This is a genomic window from Haloferax gibbonsii, from assembly GCF_001190965.1.
GTDB lineage: Archaea > Halobacteriota > Halobacteria > Halobacteriales > Haloferacaceae > Haloferax > Haloferax gibbonsii.
Window position 1 is genome coordinate 2,642,676 of the sequence record NZ_CP011947.1, and the last position, 26,360, is coordinate 2,669,035.

Annotated in this window: 27 protein-coding genes; 11 read left to right on the plus strand and 16 right to left on the minus strand. The window is 67.2% G+C overall.

Annotated features, from left to right (window positions below):
- Positions 1-37: 37 nt before the first annotated feature.
- From ABY42_RS13435 to ABY42_RS13455, 5 genes are all read right to left on the minus strand, one after another.
- Positions 38-1,225, minus strand: a complete 1,188-nt coding sequence (locus ABY42_RS13435; protein ID WP_050459743.1) for an ABC transporter ATP-binding protein — start codon at positions 1,223-1,225, stop codon at positions 38-40.
- Positions 1,226-1,227: 2 nt separating this feature from the next.
- Positions 1,228-2,187 (minus strand): carbohydrate ABC transporter permease, encoded by a 960-nt coding sequence (locus ABY42_RS13440; protein WP_050459744.1) that lies wholly within the window; start codon positions 2,185-2,187, stop codon positions 1,228-1,230.
- A gap of 1 nt (position 2,188) precedes the next feature.
- The gene (locus ABY42_RS13445; protein ID WP_050459745.1) at positions 2,189-3,136 is read right to left on the minus strand and encodes a carbohydrate ABC transporter permease; all 948 of its coding nucleotides are present in this window, start codon (positions 3,134-3,136) and stop codon (positions 2,189-2,191) included.
- A gap of 126 nt (positions 3,137-3,262) precedes the next feature.
- The gene (locus tag ABY42_RS13450) at positions 3,263-4,813 is read right to left on the minus strand and encodes a substrate-binding domain-containing protein (RefSeq protein WP_081605194.1); all 1,551 of its coding nucleotides are present in this window, start codon (positions 4,811-4,813) and stop codon (positions 3,263-3,265) included.
- A 155-nt stretch (positions 4,814-4,968) separates the two neighbouring features.
- Positions 4,969-5,946 (minus strand): aldo/keto reductase, encoded by a 978-nt coding sequence (locus tag ABY42_RS13455; RefSeq protein ID WP_197092909.1) that lies wholly within the window; start codon positions 5,944-5,946, stop codon positions 4,969-4,971.
- Positions 5,947-6,071: 125 nt separating this feature from the next.
- Between ABY42_RS13455 and priS the strand changes: the two genes are divergently transcribed.
- The 3 genes from priS to bcp are packed head-to-tail and all read left to right on the plus strand — an operon-like array spanning position 6,072 to position 8,716.
- Complete coding sequence (priS, locus tag ABY42_RS13460) at positions 6,072-7,229, plus strand: DNA primase small subunit PriS (protein WP_004974668.1); 1,158 nt, start codon at positions 6,072-6,074, stop codon at positions 7,227-7,229.
- Positions 7,226-8,212, plus strand: coding sequence for a DNA replication complex subunit Gins51 (locus tag ABY42_RS13465; protein WP_050459747.1), 987 nt, complete (start codon positions 7,226-7,228; stop codon positions 8,210-8,212). The genes priS and ABY42_RS13465 overlap by 4 nt, the downstream gene beginning before the upstream one ends.
- A 36-nt stretch (positions 8,213-8,248) precedes the next feature.
- Positions 8,249-8,716 (plus strand): thioredoxin-dependent thiol peroxidase, encoded by a 468-nt coding sequence (gene bcp, locus ABY42_RS13470; RefSeq protein ID WP_050459748.1) that lies wholly within the window; start codon positions 8,249-8,251, stop codon positions 8,714-8,716.
- Positions 8,717-9,033: 317 nt separating this feature from the next.
- On the opposite strand, the gene ABY42_RS13475 is transcribed toward bcp, so the two are convergent.
- Both ABY42_RS13475 and ABY42_RS13480 read right to left on the minus strand, forming a co-directional pair.
- Entirely contained in the window at positions 9,034-11,298 is a 2,265-nt protein-coding gene (locus tag ABY42_RS13475) for a CDC48 family AAA ATPase (RefSeq protein ID WP_004974660.1), read from the minus strand.
- A complete protein-coding gene (locus tag ABY42_RS13480; protein WP_049905056.1) occupies positions 11,299-11,550 on the minus strand; it encodes an Hsp20/alpha crystallin family protein in 252 nt (83 codons plus the stop codon). It abuts the gene before it with no gap.
- A 251-nt stretch (positions 11,551-11,801) separates the two neighbouring features.
- On the opposite strand from ABY42_RS13480, the gene ABY42_RS13485 reads away from it, so the two are divergent.
- Positions 11,802-12,584, plus strand: coding sequence for an alpha/beta fold hydrolase (locus tag ABY42_RS13485; RefSeq protein ID WP_050459749.1), 783 nt, complete (start codon positions 11,802-11,804; stop codon positions 12,582-12,584).
- A gap of 27 nt (positions 12,585-12,611) precedes the next feature.
- Here the strand turns inward: ABY42_RS13485 and panB are convergent, their stop codons facing one another.
- Positions 12,612-13,421: a 3-methyl-2-oxobutanoate hydroxymethyltransferase gene (gene panB / locus ABY42_RS13490; RefSeq protein ID WP_004974657.1), complete on the minus strand. Its 810-nt coding sequence runs from the start codon at positions 13,419-13,421 to the stop codon at positions 12,612-12,614.
- 142 nt (positions 13,422-13,563) lie between these two features.
- On the opposite strand from panB, the gene ABY42_RS13495 reads away from it, so the two are divergent.
- From ABY42_RS13495 to ABY42_RS13505, 3 genes are all read left to right on the plus strand, one after another.
- The gene (locus ABY42_RS13495; RefSeq protein WP_050459750.1) at positions 13,564-14,070 is read left to right on the plus strand and encodes a type IV pilin; all 507 of its coding nucleotides are present in this window, start codon (positions 13,564-13,566) and stop codon (positions 14,068-14,070) included.
- Positions 14,071-14,203: 133 nt separating this feature from the next.
- Positions 14,204-14,440 (plus strand): DUF5822 domain-containing protein, encoded by a 237-nt coding sequence (locus ABY42_RS13500; protein ID WP_004974655.1) that lies wholly within the window; start codon positions 14,204-14,206, stop codon positions 14,438-14,440.
- 91 nt (positions 14,441-14,531) lie between these two features.
- Positions 14,532-15,380, plus strand: a complete 849-nt coding sequence (locus ABY42_RS13505) for a translation initiation factor eIF-2B (protein WP_004974654.1) — start codon at positions 14,532-14,534, stop codon at positions 15,378-15,380.
- Positions 15,381-15,623: 243 nt separating this feature from the next.
- Here ABY42_RS13505 and ABY42_RS13510 read toward each other — a convergent pair whose 3' ends face one another.
- The 3 genes from ABY42_RS13510 to ABY42_RS13520 form a co-directional block, all read right to left on the minus strand.
- Positions 15,624-16,742: a Gfo/Idh/MocA family protein gene (locus ABY42_RS13510; RefSeq protein WP_050459751.1), complete on the minus strand. Its 1,119-nt coding sequence runs from the start codon at positions 16,740-16,742 to the stop codon at positions 15,624-15,626.
- 173 nt (positions 16,743-16,915) lie between these two features.
- Positions 16,916-17,884, minus strand: a complete 969-nt coding sequence (locus tag ABY42_RS13515; protein ID WP_050459752.1) for a sugar phosphate isomerase/epimerase family protein — start codon at positions 17,882-17,884, stop codon at positions 16,916-16,918.
- Positions 17,885-17,993: 109 nt separating this feature from the next.
- Positions 17,994-18,470, minus strand: coding sequence for a GNAT family N-acetyltransferase (locus ABY42_RS13520; RefSeq protein WP_004974645.1), 477 nt, complete (start codon positions 18,468-18,470; stop codon positions 17,994-17,996).
- Between the two features lie 176 nt (positions 18,471-18,646).
- Here ABY42_RS13520 and ABY42_RS13525 point away from each other — a divergent pair, with 176 nt between their 5' ends.
- From ABY42_RS13525 to ABY42_RS13535, 3 genes are all read left to right on the plus strand, one after another.
- Positions 18,647-19,057, plus strand: coding sequence for an archease (locus tag ABY42_RS13525; protein WP_050459753.1), 411 nt, complete (start codon positions 18,647-18,649; stop codon positions 19,055-19,057).
- A gap of 91 nt (positions 19,058-19,148) precedes the next feature.
- Positions 19,149-20,261: a DoxX family protein gene (locus ABY42_RS13530; RefSeq protein ID WP_050459754.1), complete on the plus strand. Its 1,113-nt coding sequence runs from the start codon at positions 19,149-19,151 to the stop codon at positions 20,259-20,261.
- Positions 20,262-20,298: 37 nt separating this feature from the next.
- A complete protein-coding gene (locus ABY42_RS13535) occupies positions 20,299-21,759 on the plus strand; it encodes an RtcB family protein (protein ID WP_004974639.1) in 1,461 nt (486 codons plus the stop codon).
- Positions 21,760-21,781: 22 nt separating this feature from the next.
- Here ABY42_RS13535 and ABY42_RS13540 read toward each other — a convergent pair whose 3' ends face one another.
- From ABY42_RS13540 to ABY42_RS13550, 3 genes are all read right to left on the minus strand, one after another.
- Positions 21,782-22,129: a hypothetical protein gene (locus tag ABY42_RS13540; protein ID WP_004974636.1), complete on the minus strand. Its 348-nt coding sequence runs from the start codon at positions 22,127-22,129 to the stop codon at positions 21,782-21,784.
- A gap of 92 nt (positions 22,130-22,221) precedes the next feature.
- On the minus strand, positions 22,222-22,635 hold the full coding sequence (locus ABY42_RS13545; protein WP_004974634.1) for a hypothetical protein: 414 nt from the start codon (positions 22,633-22,635) through the stop codon (positions 22,222-22,224).
- Positions 22,636-22,829: 194 nt separating this feature from the next.
- On the minus strand, positions 22,830-23,384 hold the full coding sequence (locus ABY42_RS13550; protein WP_004974632.1) for an HAD family hydrolase: 555 nt from the start codon (positions 23,382-23,384) through the stop codon (positions 22,830-22,832).
- A 75-nt stretch (positions 23,385-23,459) separates the two neighbouring features.
- Here ABY42_RS13550 and ABY42_RS13555 point away from each other — a divergent pair, with 75 nt between their 5' ends.
- The gene (locus ABY42_RS13555; protein WP_004974630.1) at positions 23,460-23,873 is read left to right on the plus strand and encodes a hypothetical protein; all 414 of its coding nucleotides are present in this window, start codon (positions 23,460-23,462) and stop codon (positions 23,871-23,873) included.
- A gap of 39 nt (positions 23,874-23,912) precedes the next feature.
- Here ABY42_RS13555 and ABY42_RS13560 read toward each other — a convergent pair whose 3' ends face one another.
- Together ABY42_RS13560 and ABY42_RS13565 are read right to left on the minus strand one after the other, a co-directional pair.
- On the minus strand, positions 23,913-25,058 hold the full coding sequence (locus ABY42_RS13560) for an acyl-CoA dehydrogenase family protein (protein WP_004974628.1): 1,146 nt from the start codon (positions 25,056-25,058) through the stop codon (positions 23,913-23,915).
- A gap of 94 nt (positions 25,059-25,152) precedes the next feature.
- Positions 25,153-26,343 (minus strand): serine-tRNA(Ala) deacylase AlaX, encoded by a 1,191-nt coding sequence (locus ABY42_RS13565; protein ID WP_050459755.1) that lies wholly within the window; start codon positions 26,341-26,343, stop codon positions 25,153-25,155.
- Between the last annotated feature and the right edge of the window lie 17 nt (positions 26,344-26,360).

The window sequence follows — 26,360 nt, forward strand, 5'->3', positions numbered from 1 at the left end:
TCGAGGACGAACCGACGCGGGCCGTGTTACGGGCGCGTCAGTCGTCGCTTTCCGCTTCCGTGCCGGGCGCGCCGCTCGTCTGGACGGGCGTCTCGATGCCGTGGCTGATGGCCTCGCCCGTCTCCGTGTCGAAGAGGTGAACGCGCGAGCGGTCGAGGACGACCGTCACGTCCTCGTCCTCCTCGATGTCGGTGTCGGGTGCGACGCTCATCAGCAGTTGGTCGTTGGCGACGCCGCTCGTGTCCTCGAGGTCCGTCTCGGCCGACTCCGAGAGCTTCAGGTAGACGAATATCTCGTCGCCCATCGGTTCGAGCACGTCGGTCACGGCCTCGATGCGGTGGCTGGGGTTCGAGACGAGCGCCTCGTCGCCGACGAGGTACACGTCCTCGGGGCGGATGCCCATCGTGACGTCGGTCCCCACCTCGATGCCGAGGTTCGCGGGGTCGAACTCCACGTCGATGTTGGTCGAGACGAACCCGTTTTCCGTGACCTCGCCGTCGAGGAAGTTCATCGAGGGCGAGCCGATGAAGCCGGCGACGAACAGGTTCGAGGGTTCGTTGTAACAGACGAGCGGCGGGTCGATCTGCTGGAGTTGTCCGGAGTCGATGACCGCGATGCGGTCGGACATCGTCATCGCCTCCGCCTGGTCGTGGGTGACGTAGATGATGGTCGTGTCCAGTTCCTTGTGGAGGCGCTGGAGCTCGGTCCGCATGTGGACCCGGAGCTTCGCGTCGAGGTTCGCCAGCGGCTCGTCCATCAGGAAGACGCCGGGGTTGCGGACGATGGCGCGGGCGATGGCGACGCGTTGTCGCTGTCCGCCGGACATCTCGTCGGGCATGCGTTCGAGCATGCCCTGCAGCTGGACGATTTCGGCGGCGCGCTCGACGCGGCGCTCGATTTCCTCCTTGTCGTAGTTGCGGAGGCGGAGCCCGAAGGAGATGTTGTCGTAGACGTCCATGTGGGGGAACAGCGCGATGTTCTGGAACACCATCGCGACCCCGCGGTCCTTCGGCGGGAGGTTCGTCACCTCGCGGTCGCCGATGAACACCTTCCCCTCGGAGGGGATGGTGAGGCCCGCAATCATCTCCATGGTCGTCGACTTCCCGCACCCCGACGGACCGACGAGACAGATGAATTCTCCGTCTTCGATGTCGAGGTTCATGTCGTCGACCGCCGTTACGTCGTCGTAGTGCTTGCTTACGTGTTCGAGTGTTACGTCTCCCATGGTTACTCCTTCAGCGCTCCTGCAGTCAGTCCACTCACGATGCGTTCCTGTGCGATGATGACAAGGATGGCCACGGGTAAGACCCCCACGATGGAGGCGGCGGCCATCAGGTTGTACGGGGTGTCGAACTGTCCCTGATACTTCAGGATCCCCGCGACGATGGGCGCCCACGAGTCGGCCTCACCGTTGTTCATCAGGAACGAGAAGAAGAACTCGTTGTAGACGCTGATGAACGTGAGGACGCCCGCGGTCGCCACGCCGGGTGCCGAAAGCGGCACGATGACGCGGAACAGCGCTCCCAGTCTGGTCGTTCCCTCCACCCGCGCCGCGTCCTCCAACCCGTCGGGAATCTGCCCGTAGAAGGTCGTGAGGATGAATATCGACAGCGGCAGGAACAGCGCGCTGAACGGGAACACCATCGGTGCCGGCGTGTTGAACAGGTCCGGCGTCGATATCGTCACCATCCCGATACTGAGCGAGGTGTTCCCCGTGAACAGCTCGAACAGCGGGATGAGGAACGCCGCCGGCGGGAAGTAGCTGATGGCGAGGATGCCGAGCATCAGCACGCCCTTGCCGGGGAACCGGAGGCGGCCGAAGACGTACCCCGCGAGGCTGGCGATGAGCAACACGAGCACGGTGGTCGTGATGCCCAGCACGAAGCTGTTGAACATGTAGAGGTGGAACGGCACCCGTTCGAACATCGCGAGGAACACCTCGGGGTTGAACCCCTTCGGTACGAGCCCCATGTTGGCGATGAGGTTGTTCGGCGTCAGCGCGAGCACGAGCAGCCAGTAGAACGGGAACAGGGTCGTCACCAGGAAGAACAGCATCGCGACGTAGAACATCGCGCGGTAGACCCTGTCGGGGTTCTTGATGGCCGAGTCGACCCAGCGGCCGAGCGGCCCCTGTTCCATGTCGGCGTCGTCGGAGCCGATGCCGGCTCCCGAAGTTTCGCTGGACATCTTAGAGACCCTCGCTGGCGAAGTTCACGATGTACACCGAGACCACGACGGCGATGATGCCCGCGGTGACGAACGCCACGGTCGCCGAGGTCCCGTACAGCGGCGTGTTGAACGTCGTGACGACGAGACACGACAGCGACGGGACCGTCTGACAGCCGGCCATGGTCTGGATGATACCGTAGACGCGCATCGCGTCGATGGTGCGGAACAGCATCGCGACGAGCACCGTCGGCAGGATGAGCGGGAAGGTGATGAGCTTGAACTGCTGCCAGCGCGACGCACCGGCGACCTTCGCCACGTCGTACAGCGAGCGGTCGATGCTCTGCATCCCCGCGAGGATGAGAAGCGCCATGAACGCCGAGGTCTTCCACACGTCGGCCACGATGATGAGGAACAGCGCGTCCGCGGTGTTCCGAAGCGGCGTCGTGCCGATGAGACCGAGCTGGTTCAACAGCGCCGGGTTCTCTGACGTGCCGACGAGGAATCCGATGTTCGGCTGGAACATCAGGTACCAGATCATCCCCTGGATGACGATGGGAACGGCCCACGGGATGATGATGGCGACGCGGACCCAGCGCCGACCGCGGAAGTCCTGGTCGAGGATGAGCGCCTGACCGAAGCCGATGAGCGTTTCGAACAGCACGCTGAAGACGGTGAAGATGAGCGTCACCGCGAGCGCGCTGGAGTAGATGTTCGTGACGAACGGGAACTCTGAGCTGAACGTCGGGAGGAACTGCGACGGGAGCGCGTAGTTGCGCGCGCCGGTGAACAGGTCGACGTAGTTCTGCAATCCGACGAACTCGCCGAGTCGCGCGCTCCCCGTCAACTGGTCGGCGAACAGCGACATGCTGAACGTCGAGACCAGCGGGTAGACGGCGATTACCCCCAAGAGAACGAGCGCGGGCGTCAGAAGCAGGTACGCGAACTGCGTCTCGGAGAGCGACTCCATCCAGTTGACGGCCGACGCGTACGGGCCGCTCCGCCGGGTGTCGGAAAGTGCCTCCCCTGATTGTTGTTCTGTAGCCATGTCAAATGATAACGTGTATGTTGGTTACGTCTCGGTAAAGACGTTGCTCTACGCGTTCTGCTCGATCTGTTCGAGCTGTGATGCGAGGTCGGACATCGCCTGTTCGGGGGATTTCTCCTGGGCGAACGCGGCGTTGACCTCCTGTGAGATGCGACCGGACTGCTGCGGCCAGACGACGGTGACCGGGCGCGGAATCGCGTTCTCGCCGGCGACCTTCAGGGCGTCGAGGTAGCGCCCGATGATGGGCACCTCGGCGGCCTGGTCGGATTCGAGCAGCGACGGGCGCGGCGGAATCCAGCCGATGATGCGGAACATATCGAGCTGGAACTGCTCGGTTTGCATCGTCCGAAGCACCTGCACCGCGGCCTGCTTCTGTTCGTCCGAGGAGTTCGGGTTCATCGTCATGTGCCAGCCGCCGAGGGCGGCGACGGGGCCGCCCGTGCCCTCGTACTGGGCCTCGTCGGCGGTGACGCCGTACGGAATCGGCATGACGCCGAGGTCCTCGCCGAAGCCGGTCTGGTCGTTCTCCTCCGACGGCTCCGCGCCGTTGATGACGATGGAGTACGGCCAGTTGCGGTGCATGACCGCGTTGCCCGTCGTGAACGGCTGTCGGGACGGGTCCTCGGTCCACTGGAGGACCGCCTCGGGCGAGATGCCGCCCGTGATGCCGTCGAGGGCGTACTCGTCGTCCTCGCCGTGGATGAGCGTCCGGACCATCCGAATCGCGTTGATAACCGGCTCTTCTTCGACCGTGATGGGTCGGTCGCCGATGGGGCCGAACAGGTTCTCGCGGCCGCCGAAGTACGCGCCGCCGTACGAGGTCATGAACTCGTTGAAGTCACAGCACGACAGCCCCTCGTAGACGTTCGCCTGGAAGGTAAACCCGTTCTCGATGTCGGGGTTGGCGTCGAGCGCCTCCTTCGTGACGCGCGAGAAGTCTTCCCACGACATCGACTCGGTTGCCCACGTCGAGAAGTCGTCGTCGGTGTAACCCGCGTTTCGGAGCAGGTCCTTTCGGTACTGGACCGTCGGGAAGTCGGGGAACAGCGGCTGGCCGTAGAGGTCGCCGTTCGACCCCTTCGCCGTCGAGACGCTGGCCTCGAAGTACTCCTCTTCGATGGTGCTTGTCAGCTCCTCCGGGAGCGACTGCGAGAGGTTCTGCAGTTGGTTCCGCGCGATGAACGGAATCGTCCACCCACTGTCCATCATGAGCAGCGTCGGCTCCGAGCGACCGCCGGAGAGCCACTGCTGGTACTGCGCCTGCCGGTTGTCCGTCACCTGCGACCCGGCGAGGATGTCGATATCGATGTTCTCCGGGAGGCCGGCGTCCCGGAGCGCCTGCACGACTTCCTCTTCCGACTCCGCGACGCGGGTGTCGGCGGCCCACTGAAGCGTGATGTCGTCGGTGGTCTCTTCGGTGTTAATCGGCGTGTCGGTGTCGGTGTCGGTGCCACCGTTTCCGCCGCCGTTCCCGTCTCCGCCGCCGGTGCTAATGCACCCGGCCAGTCCGACGGCGACGCCCGATGCGCCGGCCGCCTTCACAAAATTGCGTCGAGAGACGCCAGTACGCTTGCCCTTGCGTGAGTCAGCATCAACCATTACAGTCTGTATTCTACAATTAGTGATTATTTATAGTTTTGGTGCTGGCCACTACCGGTGTTGTAGTAAATTACTTGTCAATAGTCTCGGCAGTCCGAAATTCAATCAATAGAGTATTTGTAACAATTGTTTATAAAATATAGCGCCGTTGACTCTTAGTCTTTACCCGGCGCGGGCCACCGCGGCGTCTTCGGGGCTTCGATTCGCTCGATATCGCTTTCGCTCAGGTCCACGTCGAGCGCGCCGACGTTCTCTTCGAGGTGGTCGAGTCGGCGCGGCCCGATGATGGGCGCGTCCACGACGGGTTTGTGGAGGAGCCACGCGAGCGACACCTGCGCGGGCGTCGCCCCTTTCTCCTCGGCGAGCGAGCGAATCGCGTCGATGACGGCCCAGTTCTCGTCGGTGAAGCGGTTCGACGTGTACTCGTCCGACTCCGCGCGCGTGTCCGCCGGGACCTCGGCGTCGCGCTCGTACTTGCCCGTGAGGAAGCCGCCCGCGAGCGGCGACCACGGGATGACGCCGATGCCCTCGCCCTCGCAGACCGGAAGCAGGTTCGCCTCCTCGTGGCGGTCGACCGCGTTGTACTCCGGTTGCATGCAGGCGAAGCGTTCGAAGTTCTCCACGTCGGCGGTGTACAGCGCCCTCGTGAACTGGTACGAAGACATCGTGCTCGCGCCGACGTAGCGGACGAGTCCCTCCTCGACGAGGTAGTCGAGCGCCGAGAGCGTCTCCTCGATGGGGACCCCGTCGTCCCAGCGGTGAATCTGATAGAGGTCGATGTAGTCGGTGCCGAGGCGGTCGAGGCTCGCGTGCGCCTGGTCGATGATGTGCTTGCGCGAGAGCCCGGACTTGTTCGGCCCGTCGCCCATCGGGAAGTAGACCTTCGTCGCGATGGCGAGTTCCTCGCGGTCGCGCTCGGCGATGGCCTCGCCGACGATCTCCTCCGACTCCCCGCGGGAGTAGGCGTTCGCCGTGTCGAGGAAGTTGATGCCGGCGTCGAGCGCGCTGTCGAGGAGGTCGAGACTCGCCTGCCTGTCGTTCATCATCCACTCCGCGCTGGAGCCGAAGTTCATACAGCCCAGACAGAGCCGCGAGACTTCGAGGCCGGTGTCGCCGAGGTAAGTGTACTCCATGTCGGTCACACCGCCTCATACACGAACGACAATGATAAGCATACGCACATCACGGACGTGAGAGAAACGACCACGGCCGTGGGGAGACGTAATGGCTTTACCCGCGCCTCCGGAACCCGAGGTGTATGGACGGGCGCACTCGCGAGTACCTCGAAGGTCGCTTCGGTGACTACTACCGGAGCACCGACGTTCCGCTCCCGCCCGCGCCGGGCGAACGGGAGTGGGGGGTCATCCCGTGGTCGGCCGGCGGCACGCGGATGCACCGCCACCAGTCGCTTCTCGACCTCGGCGACCTCTCGGACTACCTCGCCCGGAGCGCGCCCCGGCACGTCTACTTCTCGTCGGCCCGATTTTCGGACCCCGGCGCGGCCTCGATGGACGACAAGGACTGGCGCGAGGCCGACCTCGTCTTCGACATCGACGCGGACCACCTCCCCGGCGTCGACCCCGAGACGACGGGGTACGCCGATATGCTCGACGCCGGGAAGGAGGCCCTGTTGGACCTGCTGAACCTCCTCGAAGACGACTTCGCGTTCGAGGAGATGCAGGCCGTGTTCTCCGGCGGCCGCGGCTACCACGTCCACGTGCGCGACGAGTCGGTCCGCGGCCTCGACAGCGAGGCCCGCCGCGAGGTGGTCGATTACATCCGCGCCATCGACCTCGACTTCGACGCGCTCGTCGAGACGCGACAGCACGGGACGACGACCCAGCGCGTCCTCCGAACCGAGGGCGGGTGGGGCCGGCGGACCCACCGGCGACTCCTCGCGTTCGTGGACGCGCTGTTGGAGATGGAAGAAGACGCCGCGCTCTCGCGGTTGAAGGAACTCGACGGCATCGGCGACGGGCGCGCGAAGACGATTCTCGGCGCGTTCCGGAACAACCCCGACGCCGTCCGCGAGGGCAACGTCGAGGCCGGCGGCCCGGGCGTCCGGACCCTGGTCGAGGCGCTCGCCCACGAGACCGTCGAGGACGAGACCTCGCCGATAGACGAACCCGTGACGACCGACACGAAACGGCTGATTCGCCTCCCGAAGAGCCTCCACGGCGGGTCGGGACTCGTCGTCGAACCGCTCGACCGCGACGAAATCGACGATTTCGACCCCCTCTCCGACGCGGTCCCGGACCGCTTCCGCGGCCGCGACATCGCCGTCAAAGTGACCGACCCCGGCGAGGTCGAGTTCGACGGCGATAGCTTTACACTCGACTCGGGCGTGCAGTCGGTAGACGAGAGCCTCGGCGTGTTTCTCATGACCCGCGGTCGAGCCGAGAAGGTGACAGAATGAACGTAGACGACCTCAGGAGCGTGCTTCGGACGGAGCGACAGAAAGACAGCCTACAGCACCTCCGCGAGTCGTTCTACGAGGACGTCGCGGAGTTCATCGCCGAGCAGAAGGCGAAACGCGAGGAGAAGGCCGAACAGCTCGGCACCCACTACTCGCCGGAGATTCGGCGGCTCACGGACGAAATCGAGACCGCGGAGGAGGTCGTCACCTCCATCTACGAGCGCCGCGTCGGCAAGGTCGTCAAGGCCGCGAGCTTCGCGGCCGCGGGGATGTCCTCCGAGACGGACGGGCTGACCCACGAGGAAAAGCGGCTGTTCGACGACCTCGTCGACCGCATCGAGGAGAACCGCGGCACGGTGCTCTCCGCGCTGGAAGACGTGTCGGCCGCCGACTCCCCGAAGGACGCCGTTTCGGCGACCGACGTGACGACCGCGGAACCGGGCGCGCCCGGCGATTCCGGACCCGCGATTCCGCCGGACGAACCCGACCCGGAGACGGCGCCGACCGGCATCGGCACCGACGCCGGCGGCTCCGGGACGGCCACCGACGGCTCCGAGGCCCCCACCGGCGACTCGGCCGCGGGCGACGTGCTCGCGGACGCGATGGGCGGCGGGACCGGCGACGACGTATCGAACGCGGAGTCGGGGCCCCAGACGGGGACCGACCGACCGGCCACCGAGGCCGCCGCGGCGTCGACTGATTCCGCCCCCGCGGACTCCGGTCCCGCGGTTCCGCCGGACGAACCAAACCCGGAGACTGCGGCCCCGTCAGCGGGCGAAGCCGACACGGTGGAACCCTCCGCCGACGACCCGCTTTCCGGCCTCGCCGACGAGCGCGAGACGGTCCGCATCACCGCCGACGTGGGGACCATCCTCGGCGTCGACGAGCGCGAGTACGACCTCGCCACCGAGGACGTGGTGACGCTCCCGTCGGCCAACGCCGACCCGCTGGTCGAGCGCGGCGCGGCCGAGAAACTCGACTGAGAAAGACCCTTCTTCCCGCCGCCGGAACTGGTGGCTATGCTCGACATTGGCGACGACGCCCCCGACTTCGAACTGCCCGACCAGCGCGGCGACCTCGTCTCGCTTTCCGACTTCCGCGGCGAGCACGTCGTGGTCTACTTCTACCCGCGCGCCGACACGCCGGGCTGTACCACCGAGGCCTGCGGCTTCCGCGACTCGTGGGACGAGTTCGAGGAGCGCGACGCGACGGTTCTCGGCATCAGCGACGACCCCGTCTCGGACCTCGACTCGTTCGCCGAGAAGTACGACCTCCCCTTCACGCTCCTGTCGGACGAAGACGGCACCGTCTCCTCGGCGTACGGCTCGTACGGCGAAAAGAACATGTTCGGCAAGACGTTCGACGGCGTCTTCCGTAACTCGTATCTCGTCGGCCCCGACGGGACCGTCGAGCGGGTCTACGAGGGCGTCTCGCCCGACGGCCACGCCGACGAAATCCTCGCCGACCTCGACGAACTGGACGGCTGAACGGGGAGACCGCCTCGACCGGGCGACTGCCCCGCCCCGCCGGACCGCCCGGTTTCCGTCTCGCGCCGAACCGACAACTACTGACCGAGTACATTCTTTACAAACGACGGGAGACACACCGCATTTCCGGTGAAATAAACGTAGAACTCGTTGATTATTGCGTATCCCGAGAACCGCGTACCACTACGTAGCAGACGGGAGTGATATGAACGTGACGGTCGCGCCTCTGAGTCGGGCGGATGGTAGGCGAACAGTCGCCGTCGCTCGGTGGCTGGGACGCGTTCGAAAAATACGTCTGAAGGGGCGTTACGAGGCGCTTACTGGAAGGTGCGGCCGACTTCGGTCTCGCGGTCGCGTTCGACCTCGCTCTTCTGGAAGCGCTCCTCGATCTCCTCGTAGCGGCGGCGCACGTCGTCGGTGACGCTCGCGCCGATTTCGTCGAGGGCGTTCTCGAAGTGTTCCATCGTCACGCGGACGTTACCGACGCTCTCGCCGATGTCCTCCTTCTCGACGCTCCGGATGAACTCGCGGGAGGCGTTCATCGACGCCTCGCGGGCGAGCGCTTCGAGGTCGGCACCGACGTAGCCGTCGGTCTTCGACGCGATTTTATCGAGGTCGACGTCGTCGGCCAGCGGCTTTTCGCGGGTGTGCACGTCGAGGATGGCGCGGCGGGCGTCCTCGTCGGGCACGGGCACGTGGACGTGGCGGTCGAGGCGGCCGGGGCGCAGGAGCGCCGAGTCGATGAGGTCCGGCCGGTTGGTCGTCGCGATGACGACCACGTCTTCGAGCGCTTCGAGGCCGTCGAGTTCGGTGAGCAGTTGGGAGACGACGCGCTCGGTGACGCCCGAACTCGACGAGTCGCGGCCGCGCTCGGTCGCGATGGAGTCGATTTCGTCGAAGAACACCACCGTCGGAGCGTTCTCGCGGGCCTTCTTGAACACCTCGCGGACGCCCTTTTCGGACTCGCCGACGAACTTGTTCAGGAGTTCGGGGCCCTTGATGGAGATGAAGTTCGACTCCGCCTCGTTGGCGACGGCCTTCGCCAGCAGGGTCTTCCCGGTGCCCGGCGGGCCGTACATCAGAACGCCCTTGGCGGCGTCCATGTCCATCTGCTGGAACACCTCGGGGTATTCGAGGGGCCACTGGATGGTCTCGCGGAGGCGTTCCTTGGTGGATTCGAGTCCGCCCACGTCCTCCCACGTGACGTCGGGAACCTCGACGAACACCTCGCGGAGCGCCGAGGGCTCGATGCTCTTGAGCGCCTGTCTGAAGTCGTCTTCCGTGACTTTGAGGCCTTCGAGCACCTCGGCGTCTATCTCCTCGGCGTCGAGGTCGAGTTGCGGCCGGATGCGCCGCAGGGCGTGCATCGCCGACTCCTTGGCCAGCGATTCGAGGTCCGCCCCGACGAAGCCGTGCGTGCTGTCGGCGTAGGCGTCGAGGTCCACGTCGTCGGTCAGCGGCATGTTCCGCGTGTGGACCTGCATGATCTCCTTGCGACCGTCGCGGTCCGGCACGCCGATTTCGATTTCGCGGTCGAAGCGCCCGCCGCGTCGGAGCGCGTTGTCGATGGCGTCCACGCGGTTGGTCGCGCCGATGACGACGACCTCGCCGCGCTCGTCGAGGCCGTCCATGAGCGACAGCAGTTGGGCGACGACGCGGCGTTCCACGTCACCGCCGGCCTCGCTGCGCTTGGGCGCGATGGAGTCTATCTCGTCGATGAAGACGATGGCGGGCGAGTTCTCCGTGGCCTCCTCGAAGATTTCGCGGAGCTGCTCTTCGGACTCCCCGTAGTACTTCGACATGATCTCCGGGCCGGAGATGGTGTGGAACGAGGCGTCGATTTCGTTGGCGACGGCCTTCGCGATGAGGGTCTTCCCCGTTCCCGGCGGGCCGTGCAGGAGAACGCCCTTCGGCGGCTCGATGCCGAGGCGCTTGAACAGCTCGGGGTGGCGCATCGGGAGTTCGATCATCTCCCGGACCTGTTCGAGTTCCTTGTCGAGGCCGCCGATGTCCTCGTAGGTGACGGAGGGGCCGCCGTCGTCGCCCGGCGCGGAGTCCTTAATCTGCTCGGCGGGCTTCTGGCTCACCTGGAACTCCGTGTTGTCGGTGACGACGACGGTGCCGTCCGGGTCGGTCGACGCGATTTTGATGGGGACCGACTGGTTCGACGCGCTCATGAAGCCGAAGCCGAGCGGAAGCTGGACGCTCTGGCCCTGCGCGACCGGCTGGCCGGAGAGCTTGTCGCGGATGTAGGTCCCGATGTTACCGCCGATGCGGAGGTTCTGCGGGAGCGCGATAGTGACGCGCTTTGCGGGCTTCACGTCGGCTTTCTCCACGTCCACGCGCTCGTCGATGCCGACGCCGGCCTGCTGGCGGAGACGACCGTCGATGCGGATGATACCGGTTCCCTGGTCTTCGGGGTAACCGGGCCAGACGCGGGCGATGGCGGTCCCGTCGTTCGGACCGTCGATGCGGATGAAATCTCCGCCTTCGAGGTCGAGTTCCGCGGCCGCGGCTCGGTCGATAGCGGCGAGTCCGCGACCGGCGTCCTTCTGTTTGAGGGGTTTGACGATGAGTTTCATTTACTTGGTGAGGGTGATGGTGAGCACGCCGTTTCGAACCGCCACGTCGGCGTCGCCGCCGGCGGGGAGTTCGAACTCCGTCTCGGTCACGCGGTCGCCGGTGTCGGCCACGACGATGGCCGTCGACCCGACGATGTCCACGTCGACCTCGTCTTCCGAGAGGCCCACGTCGGCCGCGATGACCCAGCAGTCTTCGTATTCGTACCGGCGAATGAACCGCTCGTTCCCGCCGGCGAACTGTTGCATGCTCATGGTAAGTCTAACCCAAGGTTAGCGTTTTGAATATATAAATCTTTCTCCGACGAATCGGGTGACGACACCGATATGCCGCATTTCGGTTGAATTGCGGTTCACAGTCGTCACGCCTCACCGTGCTATTCGCGGCGGAGTAACGTCAAACTAGTGGCCACGGCAGTCGCCCACACGGTCGAGAGGGGACGACCACCCCCGAAACTCGGTGCCGGCGTGGGGGTTTATTGGTTCGCGGCGACCAGTTTCGAGGTATGGAGACGGCCTCGGCGGACCACCACGGACGGGAGACAGCCTATCGATACCGCGACGCGGGCGGAGAGGGACCGACGGTCCTCTGTGTCCACGGGAGCGGCGGCGCACACGGCGTCTGGCGCGGTCAGTTCCGCCTCGCGAGCGACTACCCGGTCGCCGCGCTGGACCTGAGCGGCCACGGCGACAGCGACGACGTGAACGCCGACGTCGGCTACGAGACGCTCTCGGCCTACGTCGACGACGTGGTCGCCGTGGCCGAGGAGACCGACGCGAGCGTCCTCGTCGGCAACTCGCTCGGCGGCGCGGTCGTCCTGACGCTCGCGCTCGAACGCGACCTCGACCTCGACGCGCTGGTCCTGGCCGGCACGGGCGCGAAACTCGCCGTGCTCTCGGACCTGCTGAACTGGCTCGACGACGACTTCGACCGCGCCGTCTCCTTTCTCCACGGCGAGGACAAACTGTTCCACACCGACGACGAGCGACTCGTCGAGGGCTCCAAAGAAGCGATGTACGACGCGGGACAGGCCGTCACCCGCCGCGACTTCCGGTCGTGTCACACCTTCGACGTGCGCGACGAAATCGAGGGGATTTCGGTTCCGACGCTCGCGCTCGTCGGCGAGTACGACCGACTGACGCCGCCGTCGTACCACGAGTACCTCGCCGAGACGATGCCCGACTGCGAACTCGGGACAATCGAAGACGCCGCGCACCTGGCGATGCTCGAACGGCCGGCGGCGTTCAACGAGGCCGTGAAAGCGTTCCTCGACAGCCGCGTCGCGTGAGTTGAAGCCGCGCGGACGCGAACCTCCTCAGTACAGTTCGTCGAGGTCGTCTTCGACGTGGCTGTGTTCGTCGGCCGGGAACTCGCCGGCCTCGACGGCGTCCCTGTACGCGCCGACCGCCTTCTCCATCTCCGATTTCACGTCGCCGAACTGGGCCGCAAACGGCGGCGTGCGGTCGCTCATCCCGACCACGTCGTCGACGACGAGCACCTGCCCGTCGCAGTCGGGGCCCGCACCGATGCCGATAGTCGGGATGTCGATGGCCGCCGTGACCTGTTTCGCGAGGTTCGCCGGGACGTGTTCGAGGACGAGCGAGAACGCGCCCGCGTCGGCGTGGGCCTTCGCGAGGTCGAGAATCACCTGTGCGTCGTCGCGGTCCGTCCCCTGTCTGCCGTAGCCGACTTCCTTGACGCGCTGGGGGGTCAAACCGAGGTGGGCCATCACGGGGATACCGAGCCGGACGAGGTGTTCTGTCAGCTCGACGGTGTGGGGGCCGCACTCCAGTTTGACCGCGTCGGCGTCGGCCTCCTTGAGCATCCGACCGCAGTGTTCGACGCTCGACGCCTCGTCCACGCCGAACGAGAGGAATGGCATGTCGGCGACGACGAGGGCGTCGTCGGCCGCGCGCGCCACCGCGGCGGTCCGGCTCGCCACGTCCTCGACGGTCACCGGCAGCGTCGAGTCGTAACCGAGCGCCGTGTTGCCCATGCTGTCGCCGACGAGGATGATGTCGATTCCCGCCTCGTCGACGACGCTCGCGGTCGGCGCGTCGTACGCCGTGAGCATCGTGATGGGCTCGCTACCAGCCTTCGCTCGAATGGACCGTACCGTGACCATGCGTGCCGTTCGCGCGTCCGGGTTATCAGCCTTATCAGCCACCCCCAGCGCGCCGCGCGAGGTTCGCTCGTTGCGCCCGCTCACCCGAACCTGCGGCCGAGGGAACACTTTACTCGGCGGAACGCGCCTGTGCGAACGACGCATGCCCGCCTCGCCGCCCTCCAACGACCGCTCCGCCCGCGGCCTCTCGCCGGTCGTCGGCGTCTCGCTCCTCGTCGTCATCGTCGTCCTCCTCGCCGCCACGGTCGGCGTGATGGTGATGGGGTTCGAGGACGTGCTCTCCGAGCCACAACCGCAGGTGTCGTTCGACGTGGACTACCACCCCGACGGCCCGGATAACGGGGCGAACGGCGCGTACATCAACATCACCCACGAGTTCGGCAGTCTCGAAGACGGCAGTCGGGTATTCGTCGTCGACGACGCCAACAACCGCATCGCGTGGGAAGACGTGTGGACCGGCGGCGAGACGGTCGGCCCCGCGGGCGAGTACGCCCACATCGACGGTGCCGGCTCCGACGGCGCGCTGAACCCCGTCTGCGAGGCGGGCCAGCGCTACCGGGTCGTCATCGAACACGAGGACGGGTCGTCGAGCATCCTCGTCGACTACGAGGTTCCGACCGAGCCGACCTCCAAAAGCGCCGCCTGCTGAGGCCGGGGCACACCGGACCGTCGGGACGCGGGTCGCGAACGAGAACCGGCACGCATTAGCCGTCGCCGTGATACTGCTACCCGTGCAACCAGTCGAGCGCTCGAATCCGGACGGCGTCGATTACGGGTGGGTCATGCAGATGACCTTCGTCACGACGATTCTCGTCGGGTCGCCCATCGTCGCGGTCCTCTCCGTGAACGCGGGGCTCCAGACGTGGGGCGCGCGCGCCGAGTTCGCGATTCGCGTCGGCGCGGTCATCTGGTTCGTGACCGCCGTCGCCCTGTTCGTCTACGCCAAGCGGACCAACGCGGGCGACGGCGGGACGCCCCCCGAAGCGGAGTTGGACACCGACATCGACGCGGAGAACTGAGCCGAACCGAGCCCCGCCCGAGGTCCGCGTCCGCGCCCGCGGCGGCGCTCGCTCCCGGAAACTCTTTCACACGATACGGCGACGTTCTCGTATGATAGACGAGACCATCGAGGAGATTCGCGAGATGCAGACGCACAGCTCCTCGGTCGTCGCCGTCAAGGCCACGCGGGCGCTCGCGGAGCTGACGGAGCGCGACTACGCGACCGTCGAGGAGTTCGAACGCGACCTCGAGCGCAACGTCGGCGCGCTCAAGCGGGCGAACCCGTCGCACGCGTCTTTGTACAACGCCTTACAGGACGTGCTGCACAGCATCCAAGGCGAGGTCGACGACCTCGACGAGGCGCGGGAACTCACCTTGGCGACCATCGACCGCGTGGTCGAGACCGTCGAGACGGGCAAGCGCCGCGCGGCCCAACAGGCGGCCGCGACCATCGAGGACGGCCAGACGTTCCTCACTCACGACTACTCCTCGACGGTCATGGAGGCCGTCGAACTCGCCGTCGCCGACGGCGCGGAACTCACCGCCTACGTGACCGAGGCCCGCCCGCGCTTCCTCGGCCGGAAGTTCGCGCGCGAACTCGCCGCCATCGACGACGTCGAACCGCACCTGATGGTCGACGGCGCGTCGGGGATGTTCCTCCCCAAGTGCGACCGCGTCATCATCGGCATGGACTGCATCGTCGAGGAGACGCTCTACAACCGCATCGGGACGTTCCCGCTCGTCGCCGCCGCCAACGAGGTCGGCGTGCCGGTCACGGTCGTCGGCTCCAGCGCGAAGGTCGTCGACGGCGGCTTCCGCTTCGAAAACGAGATTCGCTCGCCCAGCGAGGTCATGCTCGAACCCGTCGAGGGCATCGAACTGGAGAACCCCGCCTACGACGCCACGCCGGTCGACCTCATCGACGAGGTCATCACCGACGAGGGCGTCATCGAGTTCTGAGCGGGCTCAAAATGCGTCATCGCTGAATATCTTCGCATAACTCCAGTACGAGACAACCAGTAGAACGGTAACAACGATGAGTCCAATCGGTGGGCTACTAAGCGACTGGACAACCCTCATCGCACATCTCGACGAACCCGCTTCTGCGAACGTGACTGCACAGGGAAAAAGCGTGATACCGGCGATACCGATTCCGACGAGAAGTGCGAGACTTATCCACTCAGATAAGTCTCGCATCAGGATTTAATCGAGGCTGACCCACTCGCCGGTCTCGTCGGAGCGCTCGATGGCGTCGAGCACTGTCTGGACCTCGTAGGCGTCCTCGAACGAGGGGGAGAACTCGCCGCCCTCGGCGACCGCCGACAGGAACTCGTAGTTCTCGTGGACGAAGGTGTGTTCCCAGCCGAGGACGTGGCCCGGCGGCCACCAGTGGTCGAGGTAGGGGTCGTCCTCGTCGGTGACGAGCACCGTCTCGTAGCCGCGGGCGTCGCCGGTCTTCACCTCCAGTTCGTTGAGGCGTTCGAGCGAGAACTGCAGGCTCCCCTCGGAGCCGTGAACCTCGATGGTGTGGTCGTTCTTGTGCCCGTCGGCGAACCGCGAGGCCTCGAAGTTCCCGACCGCGCCGTTTCCGAACTCCGCCTGCGCGGTGTAGGCGTCGTCGACGGTCACGGGCTTGTACTCGTCCGCGCCGGGCACGGGCCGCTCGTCGACGAACGTCTGGAGGTGCCCGGAGATGCGTTCGATGTCGCCCGCGGCGTCGCGGACGAGGAAGCGCGCGAGGTCGACCGTGTGCGCGCCGAGGTCGCCGAGCGCGCCGGAGCCGGCGAGTTCCTCGTCGTTTCGCCACGACCACGGCGCTTCGGGGTCGACGAGCCAGTCCTGGAGATAGCGCCCGCGGACGTGCCGAATCTCGCCGAGTTCGCCGTTCTCGATGAGTCCTTTCGCGTACTGGATGGCGGGGACGAAGCGGTAGTTGAACGCGCAGCCGGCGACGCCGTCGGCCGCGCGGGCGGCGTCGCGCATCGCCTCGGCCTCGTCGAGCGTCGGCGCGAGCGGCTTCTCGCAGAAGACGCTGGCACCGGCTTCGAGCGCGGCGACGGAGGGTTCGGCGTGGAGGTGGTTCGGGCCGAGGTTGTAGAACACGTCCACGTCGTCGACCACGTCGCGCCAGTCGGTCGCGGTCGATTCGAAGCCGAACCGGTCGGCGGCGTCGGCGAGCGCCTCCTCGTTGCGGCCGACGATGACGGAGCGCTCCACGTCGGGCGCGTCGGGGAAGAACATCGGCAGGCGGGCGAGCGCGTTGGAGTGGGCCTTCCCCATGAAGCGGTAGCCGAGGACGCCGACTGAGAGCGGTTCAGTCATTGCGCCACCTCCGTGCCCGGTGCGGTACCGCGGGCGAGGCCGGAGGCCGAGTCTCGCGGCACTTTTTGGTCCAGATTTTTGGGGTGAGCGGGTCGCGAAGCGGCCCCGAACCGCAAAAAGGTGGGCCTGAAGCGGTAGCCGAGGACGCCGACTGAGAGTGGTTCAGACATGGATTACTCCGCCCAGTAGGCTTCGCCGGGTTGCGTCTCGAAGACGGCCCGCGAGAGCACGTCGACGGCCCTTTCGAGCCCCTCCTTGGACGACGTGAGCGCGTCCTCGTGTTCGATGGAGAGCGCGCCCTCGTAGCCGACCATCCGGAGCGTCGAGACCACGTCCTTCCAGTGGCCCTCGTCGTGGCCGTAGCCGATAGAGCGGAAGAGCCACGAGCGGTCGGCGGTGTCCGCGTAGGAGGTCGTGTCGAGGACGCCCTTGATGCGCGACTCGGACTCGTAGACCTTCGTGTCCTTCGCGTGGAAGTGGTGGATGGCGTCCTCCTCGCCGAGGAACCGAATCGCGTCGGTGATGGAGATGTCCTGCCAGTAGAGGTGCGAGGGGTCGAAGTTCGCGCCGATGCGCTCGTTCGTCGCCTCGCGGAGCTTCAGCATGCCCGTGGGCTCGTAGACGAGCATGTTCGGGTGCATCTCGATGGCGATGTCGACGCCGTGGTCGTCGGCGAACGCGGCGAGGTCCGACCAGTAGTCGACGGCGACCTCCCACTGGTAGTCGTGGGCGTCGGCGTGCTCGGTCGGCCACGGCGCGGTAATCCAGTTCGGGACCTCGTCGTTCGGGCCGCCGGCGGGGAGCCCCGAGAAACAGGTGACGGTGTTCACGTCGAGGGCGTCCGCGAGTTCGATGGCCTCGCGGAGTTCGGTGTCGGCCTCGGCGGCCGTCTCCTCGACGGGGTGAAGCGGGTTGTTGTGCGTCGCGAGCGCGCTGATTTGCAGGTCTCGGCTCTCGACCGAATCGAGGAGGTCGGCCTGCGCGTCGTCGTCCGCGAGGACGGCGCTTCGGTCGACGTGGTCCTCGCCGGGCCAGCCGCCGACGGCGAGTTCGACGCCGTCGACGCCGATACCGGACAGGTAGTCGAGCGCGTCGTCGAGGGGTTCGTCTCCGAGCGGGACGGTGAGCACTCCGATGTACATATCAACCACATATACTAGGAAGTGAATAAAAATTAAGGATACACGCAACCGGGTCGACGGCGGCGCGGCGGCTCTCCGAATCTGCGTCGAATGCGGTTCAGTCAGTGGATTACCGGCGGAGGAACTCCGAGAGCTTCTCTCTGAGGCCGGCTTCCTCCCCGAGTCGGAGGTAGAAGGCGGCCCCGCCGTCCTCGTAGTAGTTGTCGATGCGGCGGCGGACCTCGAAGCCCATCCGCTCGTAGAAGTCGAGGGCGTTCGTGTTCGTCGTCCGGGCGTGACAGGTCACGACCGGATGCTCCCTCGCGACCTCGGCGACGAGTCGCTTGCCGTAGCCCTCGCCGCGGGCGTCGGGCGAGACCGCGAGAAAGAGGATGTAGCCGTCGCGCCGCGTGGAGGCGAACGCGACGAGCGCGTCGTTCTCGTAGAGGAGATACGTGTTCGACCGGCGGTAGGCGTCCATGAAGAAGCCCCGGCGCTGTTTCAGGAGCCCCTCATCGACCCGAATCCGCTCTTTCAGGTCCCACGCCTCCTCGGCGTACTCGCGCTGGCCGGGGGCGTCGACCCGCATCTCCACGTTGACGCTCACGTCCCGTCGTAGCCGGAGCGAGAATATAACTCCACCGTCCGTTTGCAGGTCCGACCGAAGCCGCCGTCGGCAAACAGGATAGCTCACCGACACGAGCGGCGCACCAACGCGGGAGTCGGGACGCGCACCTGTCGCCGACCGAAAGGACGAGGGTCGGCGGCGTCCCTCCCTCCGGTATGGGATTCACGCTCCGCGACCACACCGCCGACGTGGCCGTCGAGGCCGACGGCGAGAGCCTCGGTGCCGTCTTCGCTGCCGTCGCCGACGGGCTCACCGCCGCGATGTGCGACGACCCCGCCGAGACGGGCGACCGCTTTTCGGTCGCCGTCCGCGCTGAGGGCCGCGAGGCGCTGTTGTTCGACTACCTCGACCAACTCATCTACGAGCGCGACGTGCGCGGCGTCCTCCCGGCGGCCCACGAGGCGACCGTCCGGCGGGAGGGCGACGAGTGGGTCGTCGAGGCGTCCGCACGCGGCGTCCCCTTCGCCGACGTGGACGCCCGCGACGTGAAGGCCGTCACCTACTCCGAGATGCGACTGGCGGAAACCGACGCCGGCTGGGAGGCGTACGTCGTCTTCGACGTGTGACGTTCCGATTCAATCGTTTCATACCTTCTCTCGCCCGGTTTCGGCTGTATTCATCCCGCGCCGTTATGGTCGGTCGGTCGTAACCCGAGACATGACACAGCACGTCCGCGGGGCGACCCGACTCGCCGGCCTCGTCGCGCTCCTCGCGGCGGGGGTGGGGAACGCAAGCGCGCACGTCAAGTACGTGACGCCGGGGAGCGACCCCGTCGAAGTGGCGGCGTTTCTGTTGGCGGCGCTGACCGACCCGTTCAACCTCGCCGTCCTCGGCGCGGGCGGCGTCGGCGTCGCGGTCGCCGGTGCGGCCTACCTGCGGTTCCGACCGCTCCCGAACGACGTTCGGGCGTTCCGCCGAACGATGGCGTCCTACGAGTCGCTTCTCCCGTGGCTCCTCCGCCTCGCGGTTGGGCTCCCGCTCGTCGGGGCGGGCTTTTCGGGCTACTTCTTCTCGCCCGCCGTCCAGTCCTCGTCGCCCGTCTTCGTCAGACTGTTCGGCATCACGGTCGGGTTCCTCCTGCTGTTCGGGTTCGGGACGCGCCTCGTCGCCGCGGTCGGCCTCGCGGGCTACCTCGTCGGACTCGCGGTCGAACCGGCGCTCGTGCTGGCGTTCGAGTACCTTCCCGGCTTCCTCGCCATCGCGCTCGTCGGCGGCGGTCGCCCCAGCGCCGACCACGCCGTCGCCTCGATGGCGGCCGACGACCGGACGTTCTACTCCCGGGTCGACCCGTTCTACCGACGGGTCGCCCTCCCGTTCGTCGAGCGGACTCGCCACCTCGAAGCCTACGTGCCCGCGGTTCTCCGGGTCGGCCTCGGCCTCACGTTCGTCTACCTCGGCGTCGCCCAGAAGCTCATGGAACCCGGCGACGCGCTCGCGGTCGTCGCCAAGTACGACCTCACCGCGGTCGTCCCGGTCGCACCGGAACTGTGGGTCGTCGGCGCGGGGCTGACCGAGGCGCTCGTCGGCGTCCTGCTCGTCGCCGGCGCGTTCACCCGAGCGGCCTCCGCCGTCGCCTTCCTGCTGTTCACGACGACGCTGTTCGGCCTGCCGGACGACCCCGTGCTGGCGCACATCTCGCTTTTCGGTCTCGTGTCGGCGCTGCTCGTGACCGGCGGCGGGCCGTTGTCCGTCGACCGCGCGCTCTCCGACCGCGGCGCGGGCGACGCCGAGAGCGGCGGCGACGCGTCCGGGCGGTCCGCGGGCGCGTGACGGAATCCTATTGAGTCGCCGCGTCGATTGTCCCGGTATGGAAACGCGCGAGTTCGGCGACATCGAACTGCGACGGGTTCGCGAGCACGTCTGGGAGATTCCGCGGGAGGGCGAGATGAACGCCCCCGCGCGGGTGTTGGCCTCCGAGGCGCTGCTCGACCACATCGGCGACGACAAGACGCTCGAACAGCTACGGAACGCGACGCACCTGCCGGGAATCACCAAGCACGCAATCTGCATGCCCGACGGCCACCAGGGCTACGGGTTCCCGGTCGGCGGCGTCGGCGCGACCGACGCCACGGACGGCTGTCTCTCGCCCGGCGCGGTCGGCTACGACATCAACTGCGGCGTCCGCATGATGACGACGAACCTCACCTACGAGGACCTCCAGGGACACGAGGAGGAACTCGTCGACGCCCTGTTCGAGGCGGTTCCCTCGGGCCTCGGCGGCGGCGGCGTCGTCAAGGGCGACGCCGAGACCATCGAGGACATCCTCGCCCGCGGGATGCGCTGGGCGGTCGACGCCGGCTACGCCACGGACGACGACCTCGCCCACTGCGAGGACGAGGGCTTCCGCGACGACGCCCGACCGGAGTTCGTCTCGCAGAAGGCGAAAGACCGCGGCCGCAACCAAATCGGCAGTCTCGGCTCCGGGAACCACTTCCTCGAGGTCCAGCGCGTCACGGACGTCTACCGCGAGGACGTGGCCGAGTCGTTCGGCCTCGAAGCCGACCAAATCGTCGTGCTCATCCACTGCGGCTCCCGCGGCCTCGGCCACCAGACCTGCACCGACTACCTCCGACGCATCGAGAAGGAACACAAGGACCTGCTCGACGAGCTGCCGGACAAGGAGCTCGCGGCCGCGCCCGCCGGCTCCGCGCTCGCAGAAGAGTACTACGGCGCGATGTGCGCCGCCATCAACTTCGCGTGGGTGAACCGACAGCTCATCATGCACCGCACGCGCGAGGTGTTCGCCGACGTGTTCGACCGCGACTGGCGCGACATGGAGATGCGCCTGTTGTACGACGTCGCGCACAACATCGCCAAGAAAGAGGTTCACGAAGTTGACGGCGAGGAGCGCGAACTCTACGTCCACCGGAAGGGGGCGACGCGGGCGTTCCCCGCGGGGCGACCCGAACTCCCGCCCGCCTACGCCGACGTGGGCCAGCCGGTCATCATCCCCGGCAGCATGGGCGCGGGGAGCTACGTCCTCCGCGGCGGCGACCAGTCGCTCGACCTCACCTTCGGCTCGACGGCCCACGGCGCGGGCCGACTCATGAGCCGAACCAAGGCGAAACAGGAGTACTGGGGCGAGACGGTGCAGGACGAACTCCGCGAGCAGGAGAAGATATACGTGAAGGCCCAGTCGGGCGCGACGGTCGCCGAAGAAGCGCCCGGCGTCTACAAGGACGTGGACGAGGTCGTCCGCGTCTCGGACGAACTGGGCATCGGCGACAAGGTCGCGCGGACGTTCCCCGTCTGCAACATCAAGGGCTGAGTTCCCGACCGCTTTTCGCGGCTCAGGCGGCGGTCGTTCCGACCGCGCGGCGCTTGTAGAAGTAGTACGCGAGCGCCGCGAGACCGACGAACACCGCGGTCACGCCGTCGCCGACCGCGCCGCCGGAGAGGAGCGCCGAGACGACGCTTCCGAGGCCGAGCGCGAGGACGAGCAGGCCGCCGCCGAGAATCCACGCCCGCGAGTCGCGGCCGACCTCGTCGTAGTGGCCGCTCTCGATGAGCGCCATCTCCTTTCTGTGTTCGAGGTAGACCACCGCGCCGGCGAACGCGAAGATGACGACGGCGATGACGACGAACGGGACGAAGAACAGCGCGTCACCGAGACCGAACGTGGACTGAATGGGAACCATGATAGATAGTCGACGCGCGAGCTATTGAATACGGAGTGACGCGCGTTCGCACGACGCGGACGTCCGTCGCGGGCGCGGAGGCCCCCGAAGACTCAGAACCCGTCGGGACCGCGCGGCCCCGCGTCCGGACCTCGCGGGCCCGACGGACCGGACGGGCCTCCCCCGCCGATGACGACGTAGTCGCTCTCGGGGACGGCCTCGACCTCGCGGCCGTCCTCGTATCTGACGAACGAGAGGTAGAACTCGCGGCCGCACGGCGACGCCAGCGTGGGGTTCTCCACGTCGTCGGCGTCGACCACGTCACCGGTCCACGACAGGCCGGGGGCGTCGCTCTCGCCGCAGGCGAACCGGACGCCCTCGGCGTCTTCGAAGTCGTCGGTCGGGTCGGCGTACGACCAGCCTTCGAGCGGGTACGGCGTCACCGACTTGTCGGCCAGGTAGCCGTCGCGTTCGAGTTCGACGACCGCGCCGCAGTGCGGACAGTAGTACGAGACCGGAAATCCCATGCGTGACCGTAGGACTCGGCGGGCTTAACGGCCGCGCCGGAGCGGAGGTTTATCACCGATTCCGCGGCCAGCGCCCCCGTGCGTTGAGCATCGCCGCCGGGCGAGACGCGGGAGCGCGGCACGCCGTCCGGCGAAGCGGACGTGCCGCCTGTTCGCCCTGCGTCTCTCGATTTCTGCTTCCTCAGAGCCTCGTCTCAGACGCCCGACGGGCCGCCGTCGACGTATCTGAAGGCGACGCCCGCGCGGTCGGCGGTCACCTCGTCGCGGGCGGAATCGCCGACGAACACGGCCGAGTCGGGGTCGACCGCCATCCGTTCGAGCGTCGCGAGCAGCGGCTCCGGGTCCGGCTTGCGGGTCGCCACGGTGTCGCGGCCGACGACGGCGTCGACGTGGTCCGCGAGGTCGTGCACGTCGAGCGCGACCCGGCAGGCGTCCTCGGCGTTGAGCGAGCAGACGCCGGAGGGAACGCCGTCGGCGGCGAGGTGGTCCGCGAGCGGGAGGCGGTCGGAGACCCACGCGCCCTCTCGCTCGTGCGCCGCGAGCTCTCGCTCCAGTTCGTCGCGGACGCCGGCCGCGTCGGCCGCGTCGAGCATCTTCCAGAGGTCCAGCGAGTCGGCGTCGACGCCGGCGTCGCGCAGGACGGCCGCGGCGTCGCTGGCGGCGTCGTCCCAGTCGACGCGGAGGTTGACGAGCGTACCGTCGAGGTCGTAGACGACGGCGTCGAACGCCGAGAGGTCGGGGAGCGTCATTGCCCGCAGTAGGGAACCGCGGGGAAAAGGCGCTTCGGGAGAAGGCCTATACGGAAAACCGGCGTCGCCTCCGGTATGGCATCCCCGCTCCGCGAACGCCTCGCTCCGGTCCTCCCGTCGCTCGTCGTCGCGGTCGGCGTCTTCCTCCCGTGGATACAGGTCGACCCGGCCCACGAAGGTCCGGTTATCTCCGTTTACTACGGCGGCATGGGAAACGGTCTGGAGCTCGTCCACGGCATCGTCCTCTTCCCGACAGTCGTCCTGCTCTCTCTCGCCGCGCTCGCCGGACGGCGGTCCCGCCGCGCGGAACTGGTCGTCGGCGTCGTCGGGACCGTCGCAGTCCTGCGGTTCATCCAACTGTGGGACGAGACGTTCGTCTCGGCTGTCGGCGCGTGGGTGACGCTCGTCGGGTGTATGCTTCTCGCGGGACTCGCCGCCGCTGACGTGGTCCGCGAGCGAGGGCTGCCGACGCTCGCCCGTAGTCCGTGAGCGACGCGGCCGAGTGAAAAAGCGGGCTGACCCGACCGCTCAGTCGAGGAGCGACCGCGCGATAATCTCCTTTTGAATCTCGCTGGTCCCCTCGTAGATGGTCGTGATCTTCGAGTCGCGGTAGTAGCGTTCCACGTCGAAATCGGTGGTGTAGCCGTAGCCGCCGTGGACCTGCACGGCCTCGTTCGTCACGTCGACCGCGGCCTCGCTGGCGAAGTACTTCGCGATGGACGCCGCGGTCCGCGGGTCGTCGCCGGCGTCGGCGACGCGGGCGGCCTCGCGGACGAGCATCCGCGAGGCGTGGACCTGCGTGCCCATGTCGGCGATTTTGTGGCGAATCGCCTGAATCTTCGAGATGGGTTTGTCGAACTGCTCGCGCTCGTTGGCGTAGTCGATGGCGTCGTCGAGCGCGGCCTGCGCGAGTCCCACGGCCTGCGAGGCGATGCCGATTCGGCCGCCGGTCAGGATGCGGAAGGCGGCGGAGAGGCCCTTGCCCTCCTCGGTGAGTCGGTTTTCAGCGGGGATGCGAACGTCGTCGAAGAGGAGCGCCGTCGTGTCGGAGGCGCGGAGACCGAGTTTCTCCTCTTTCTTGCCGACCTCGTAGCCGGCCTCCTTCGGGACGAGGAACTGCGTGACCGACGAGGGGTCGTCGGGGTCGGTCTTGGCGAAGAGGATGCAGACGCCGCCGCGCTGGCCGTTCGTTATCCACTGCTTTTTGCCGTTGATGACGTACTCGTCGCCGTCTCGTCGGGCGACTGTCGACATCTCCGCGGGGTTCGACCCGGCGTCCGGTTCGGAGAGACCGAACATGCCGACCGGTCGGCCGCGAGCCATCTCGGGGAGCCACGTCTCTTTCTGTTCGTCGGTGGCGAACTCCGCGATACACTCGGTCGCGAGACAGTGCACGGAGAGCGCGGTCGCGACGGCGAGTTGGCCGTAGGCGACCTCCTCGTTGACGACGGCGTAGGTGGCGCGGTCGGCACCGAACCCGCCGTACTCCTCGGGGACGGTCAGGCCGGTCAGGTCAAGTTCGGCGAGGCCGTCCCACACGTCTTCCGGGAACGTCTCCGTCTCGTCGGCCTCGCGCGCGGTCGGGCGAATCTCCTCGACGGCGAACTCGTGGACCACGTCGCGAATGGCCCGCTGCTCGTCGGTCAGACCCGTGGCAGACCCTACGGTTTCCATGGTGATGAGTACGGACCATCATTGAAAAAGATGATTGAACCGCCGGTCGTCCGTCGGGCGTCAGCACGACACAGTATCGGTGGCCAGAGTCAACTCAATCGCGTAAGTACGCCAGCACCTCGTCGGCCGGCGCGCCGAGACCGCCGCCCTGCGCGAAGGTCGGTCCCCCGCCGCCGCCGCCGCCGAACTCGTCTGTCACCTCGGCGACGACGTCGCCGGCGGCCGCGTCGCCGGCGCTGGCGACGACGACGAACGGGGCGTCGGACTCGCCGACGGCGACGAGCACGTCCGCACCGTCGCGGGCCTCCTTGGCCGCGTCGCCGACCTCGTTCGCGTCGAAGCCGGAGACCGCACCGACCCGCCACGTCAGTCCGTCGCGTTCGACCGTCTCGAAGTCGTCGAGGCGAGCGCGCAGCACCTCAGACTTCAGGTCTGCGAGTTCGGATTCCAGTTCTTCGCGCGCGGCCGCGACGGTGGCGGCCGACTCCCCGAGACCGTCGAGGTTCGTTCCGAGCGCTCGGGCGGCCTCGTAGGCGGACGTTCGAACTGCGGCGCGGCGGTCGATGGCCGAGGCGCCGACCGCGAACTCGACGCGGGTGAGTCCCTCGCCGGGGTTCGACCGGCCGAGCACCTCGACCGGCCCGATTTCGACGGTGTTCGAGACGTGCGTCCCGCCGCAGGCCGCCCAGTCCCAGCCGTCGATGGAGACGACCCGAACGGTGTCGGACTCGGAGAAGACGCCCTCCTCGGTCTTGACGTTGAACGCGATTTCCCCGCGCTCGCGGGCCTCCGAGACGGGAATCTCCTCCCACGACACCTCGCGGCTGTCCCACACCGCCCGATTGACGAGACGCTCCAGTTCGACGAGCGCGCCGTCGTCGACCTCGGTCGAGGTCTCGAAGTCGACGCGCACCTTCTCCGCGGAGATGTCGAAGCCGCCGTAGCCGAGGTCGTCGAAGATGCGGCGACCCGCGCCGTAGAGCACGTGACTCGCGGTGTGCGCCCGCATGCAGTACGTCCGGAAGTCGTCGTCGACGACGCCGGTCACCTCGTCGCCGACGCCGAAGTCGGGGTCGGCCGCGAGGTCGTGGACGACCGTTCCGTCGGCTTCGCTTCGGACGTGTTCGACGTCGACGCCGCCGAGAACACCGCGGTCGGCGGGCTGACCGCCGCCTTCGGGGTAGAAGTACGTCTCGTCGAGGACGACCGACCGGCCATCGACGCGCGCCACCGTCGCGTCGAACGCCCGGACCGTCGGGGACTCGGGTGCGAGTGAGTCGGACATATGCGCGTCGAGACGCC

Excerpts from the sequence above, each read along its gene's own strand:
- ABY42_RS13435 (WP_050459743.1), bottom strand. The coding sequence starts at position 1,225 with ATGGGAGACGTAACACTCGAACACGTAAGCAAGCACTACGACGACGTA.
- ABY42_RS13440 (WP_050459744.1), bottom strand. The coding sequence starts at position 2,187 with ATGTCCAGCGAAACTTCGGGAGCCGGCATCGGCTCCGACGACGCCGAC.
- ABY42_RS13445 (WP_050459745.1), bottom strand. The coding sequence starts at position 3,136 with ATGGAGTCGCTCTCCGAGACGCAGTTCGCGTACCTGCTTCTGACGCCC.
- ABY42_RS13450 (WP_081605194.1), bottom strand. The coding sequence starts at position 4,813 with ATGGTTGATGCTGACTCACGCAAGGGCAAGCGTACTGGCGTCTCTCGA.
- ABY42_RS13455 (WP_197092909.1), bottom strand. The coding sequence starts at position 5,946 with ATGGAGTACACTTACCTCGGCGACACCGGCCTCGAAGTCTCGCGGCTC.
- priS (WP_004974668.1), top strand. The coding sequence starts at position 6,072 with ATGGACGGGCGCACTCGCGAGTACCTCGAAGGTCGCTTCGGTGACTAC.
- ABY42_RS13465 (WP_050459747.1), top strand. The coding sequence starts at position 7,226 with ATGAACGTAGACGACCTCAGGAGCGTGCTTCGGACGGAGCGACAGAAA.
- bcp (WP_050459748.1), top strand. The coding sequence starts at position 8,249 with ATGCTCGACATTGGCGACGACGCCCCCGACTTCGAACTGCCCGACCAG.
- ABY42_RS13475 (WP_004974660.1), bottom strand. The coding sequence starts at position 11,298 with ATGAAACTCATCGTCAAACCCCTCAAACAGAAGGACGCCGGTCGCGGA.
- ABY42_RS13480 (WP_049905056.1), bottom strand. The coding sequence starts at position 11,550 with ATGAGCATGCAACAGTTCGCCGGCGGGAACGAGCGGTTCATTCGCCGG.
- ABY42_RS13485 (WP_050459749.1), top strand. The coding sequence starts at position 11,802 with ATGGAGACGGCCTCGGCGGACCACCACGGACGGGAGACAGCCTATCGA.
- panB (WP_004974657.1), bottom strand. The coding sequence starts at position 13,421 with ATGGTCACGGTACGGTCCATTCGAGCGAAGGCTGGTAGCGAGCCCATC.
- ABY42_RS13495 (WP_050459750.1), top strand. The coding sequence starts at position 13,564 with ATGCCCGCCTCGCCGCCCTCCAACGACCGCTCCGCCCGCGGCCTCTCG.
- ABY42_RS13500 (WP_004974655.1), top strand. The coding sequence starts at position 14,204 with ATGCAGATGACCTTCGTCACGACGATTCTCGTCGGGTCGCCCATCGTC.
- ABY42_RS13505 (WP_004974654.1), top strand. The coding sequence starts at position 14,532 with ATGATAGACGAGACCATCGAGGAGATTCGCGAGATGCAGACGCACAGC.
- ABY42_RS13510 (WP_050459751.1), bottom strand. The coding sequence starts at position 16,742 with ATGACTGAACCGCTCTCAGTCGGCGTCCTCGGCTACCGCTTCATGGGG.
- ABY42_RS13515 (WP_050459752.1), bottom strand. The coding sequence starts at position 17,884 with ATGTACATCGGAGTGCTCACCGTCCCGCTCGGAGACGAACCCCTCGAC.
- ABY42_RS13525 (WP_050459753.1), top strand. The coding sequence starts at position 18,647 with ATGGGATTCACGCTCCGCGACCACACCGCCGACGTGGCCGTCGAGGCC.
- ABY42_RS13530 (WP_050459754.1), top strand. The coding sequence starts at position 19,149 with ATGACACAGCACGTCCGCGGGGCGACCCGACTCGCCGGCCTCGTCGCG.
- ABY42_RS13535 (WP_004974639.1), top strand. The coding sequence starts at position 20,299 with ATGGAAACGCGCGAGTTCGGCGACATCGAACTGCGACGGGTTCGCGAG.
- ABY42_RS13540 (WP_004974636.1), bottom strand. The coding sequence starts at position 22,129 with ATGGTTCCCATTCAGTCCACGTTCGGTCTCGGTGACGCGCTGTTCTTC.
- ABY42_RS13545 (WP_004974634.1), bottom strand. The coding sequence starts at position 22,635 with ATGGGATTTCCGGTCTCGTACTACTGTCCGCACTGCGGCGCGGTCGTC.
- ABY42_RS13550 (WP_004974632.1), bottom strand. The coding sequence starts at position 23,384 with ATGACGCTCCCCGACCTCTCGGCGTTCGACGCCGTCGTCTACGACCTC.
- ABY42_RS13555 (WP_004974630.1), top strand. The coding sequence starts at position 23,460 with ATGGCATCCCCGCTCCGCGAACGCCTCGCTCCGGTCCTCCCGTCGCTC.
- ABY42_RS13560 (WP_004974628.1), bottom strand. The coding sequence starts at position 25,058 with ATGGAAACCGTAGGGTCTGCCACGGGTCTGACCGACGAGCAGCGGGCC.
- ABY42_RS13565 (WP_050459755.1), bottom strand. The coding sequence starts at position 26,343 with ATGTCCGACTCACTCGCACCCGAGTCCCCGACGGTCCGGGCGTTCGAC.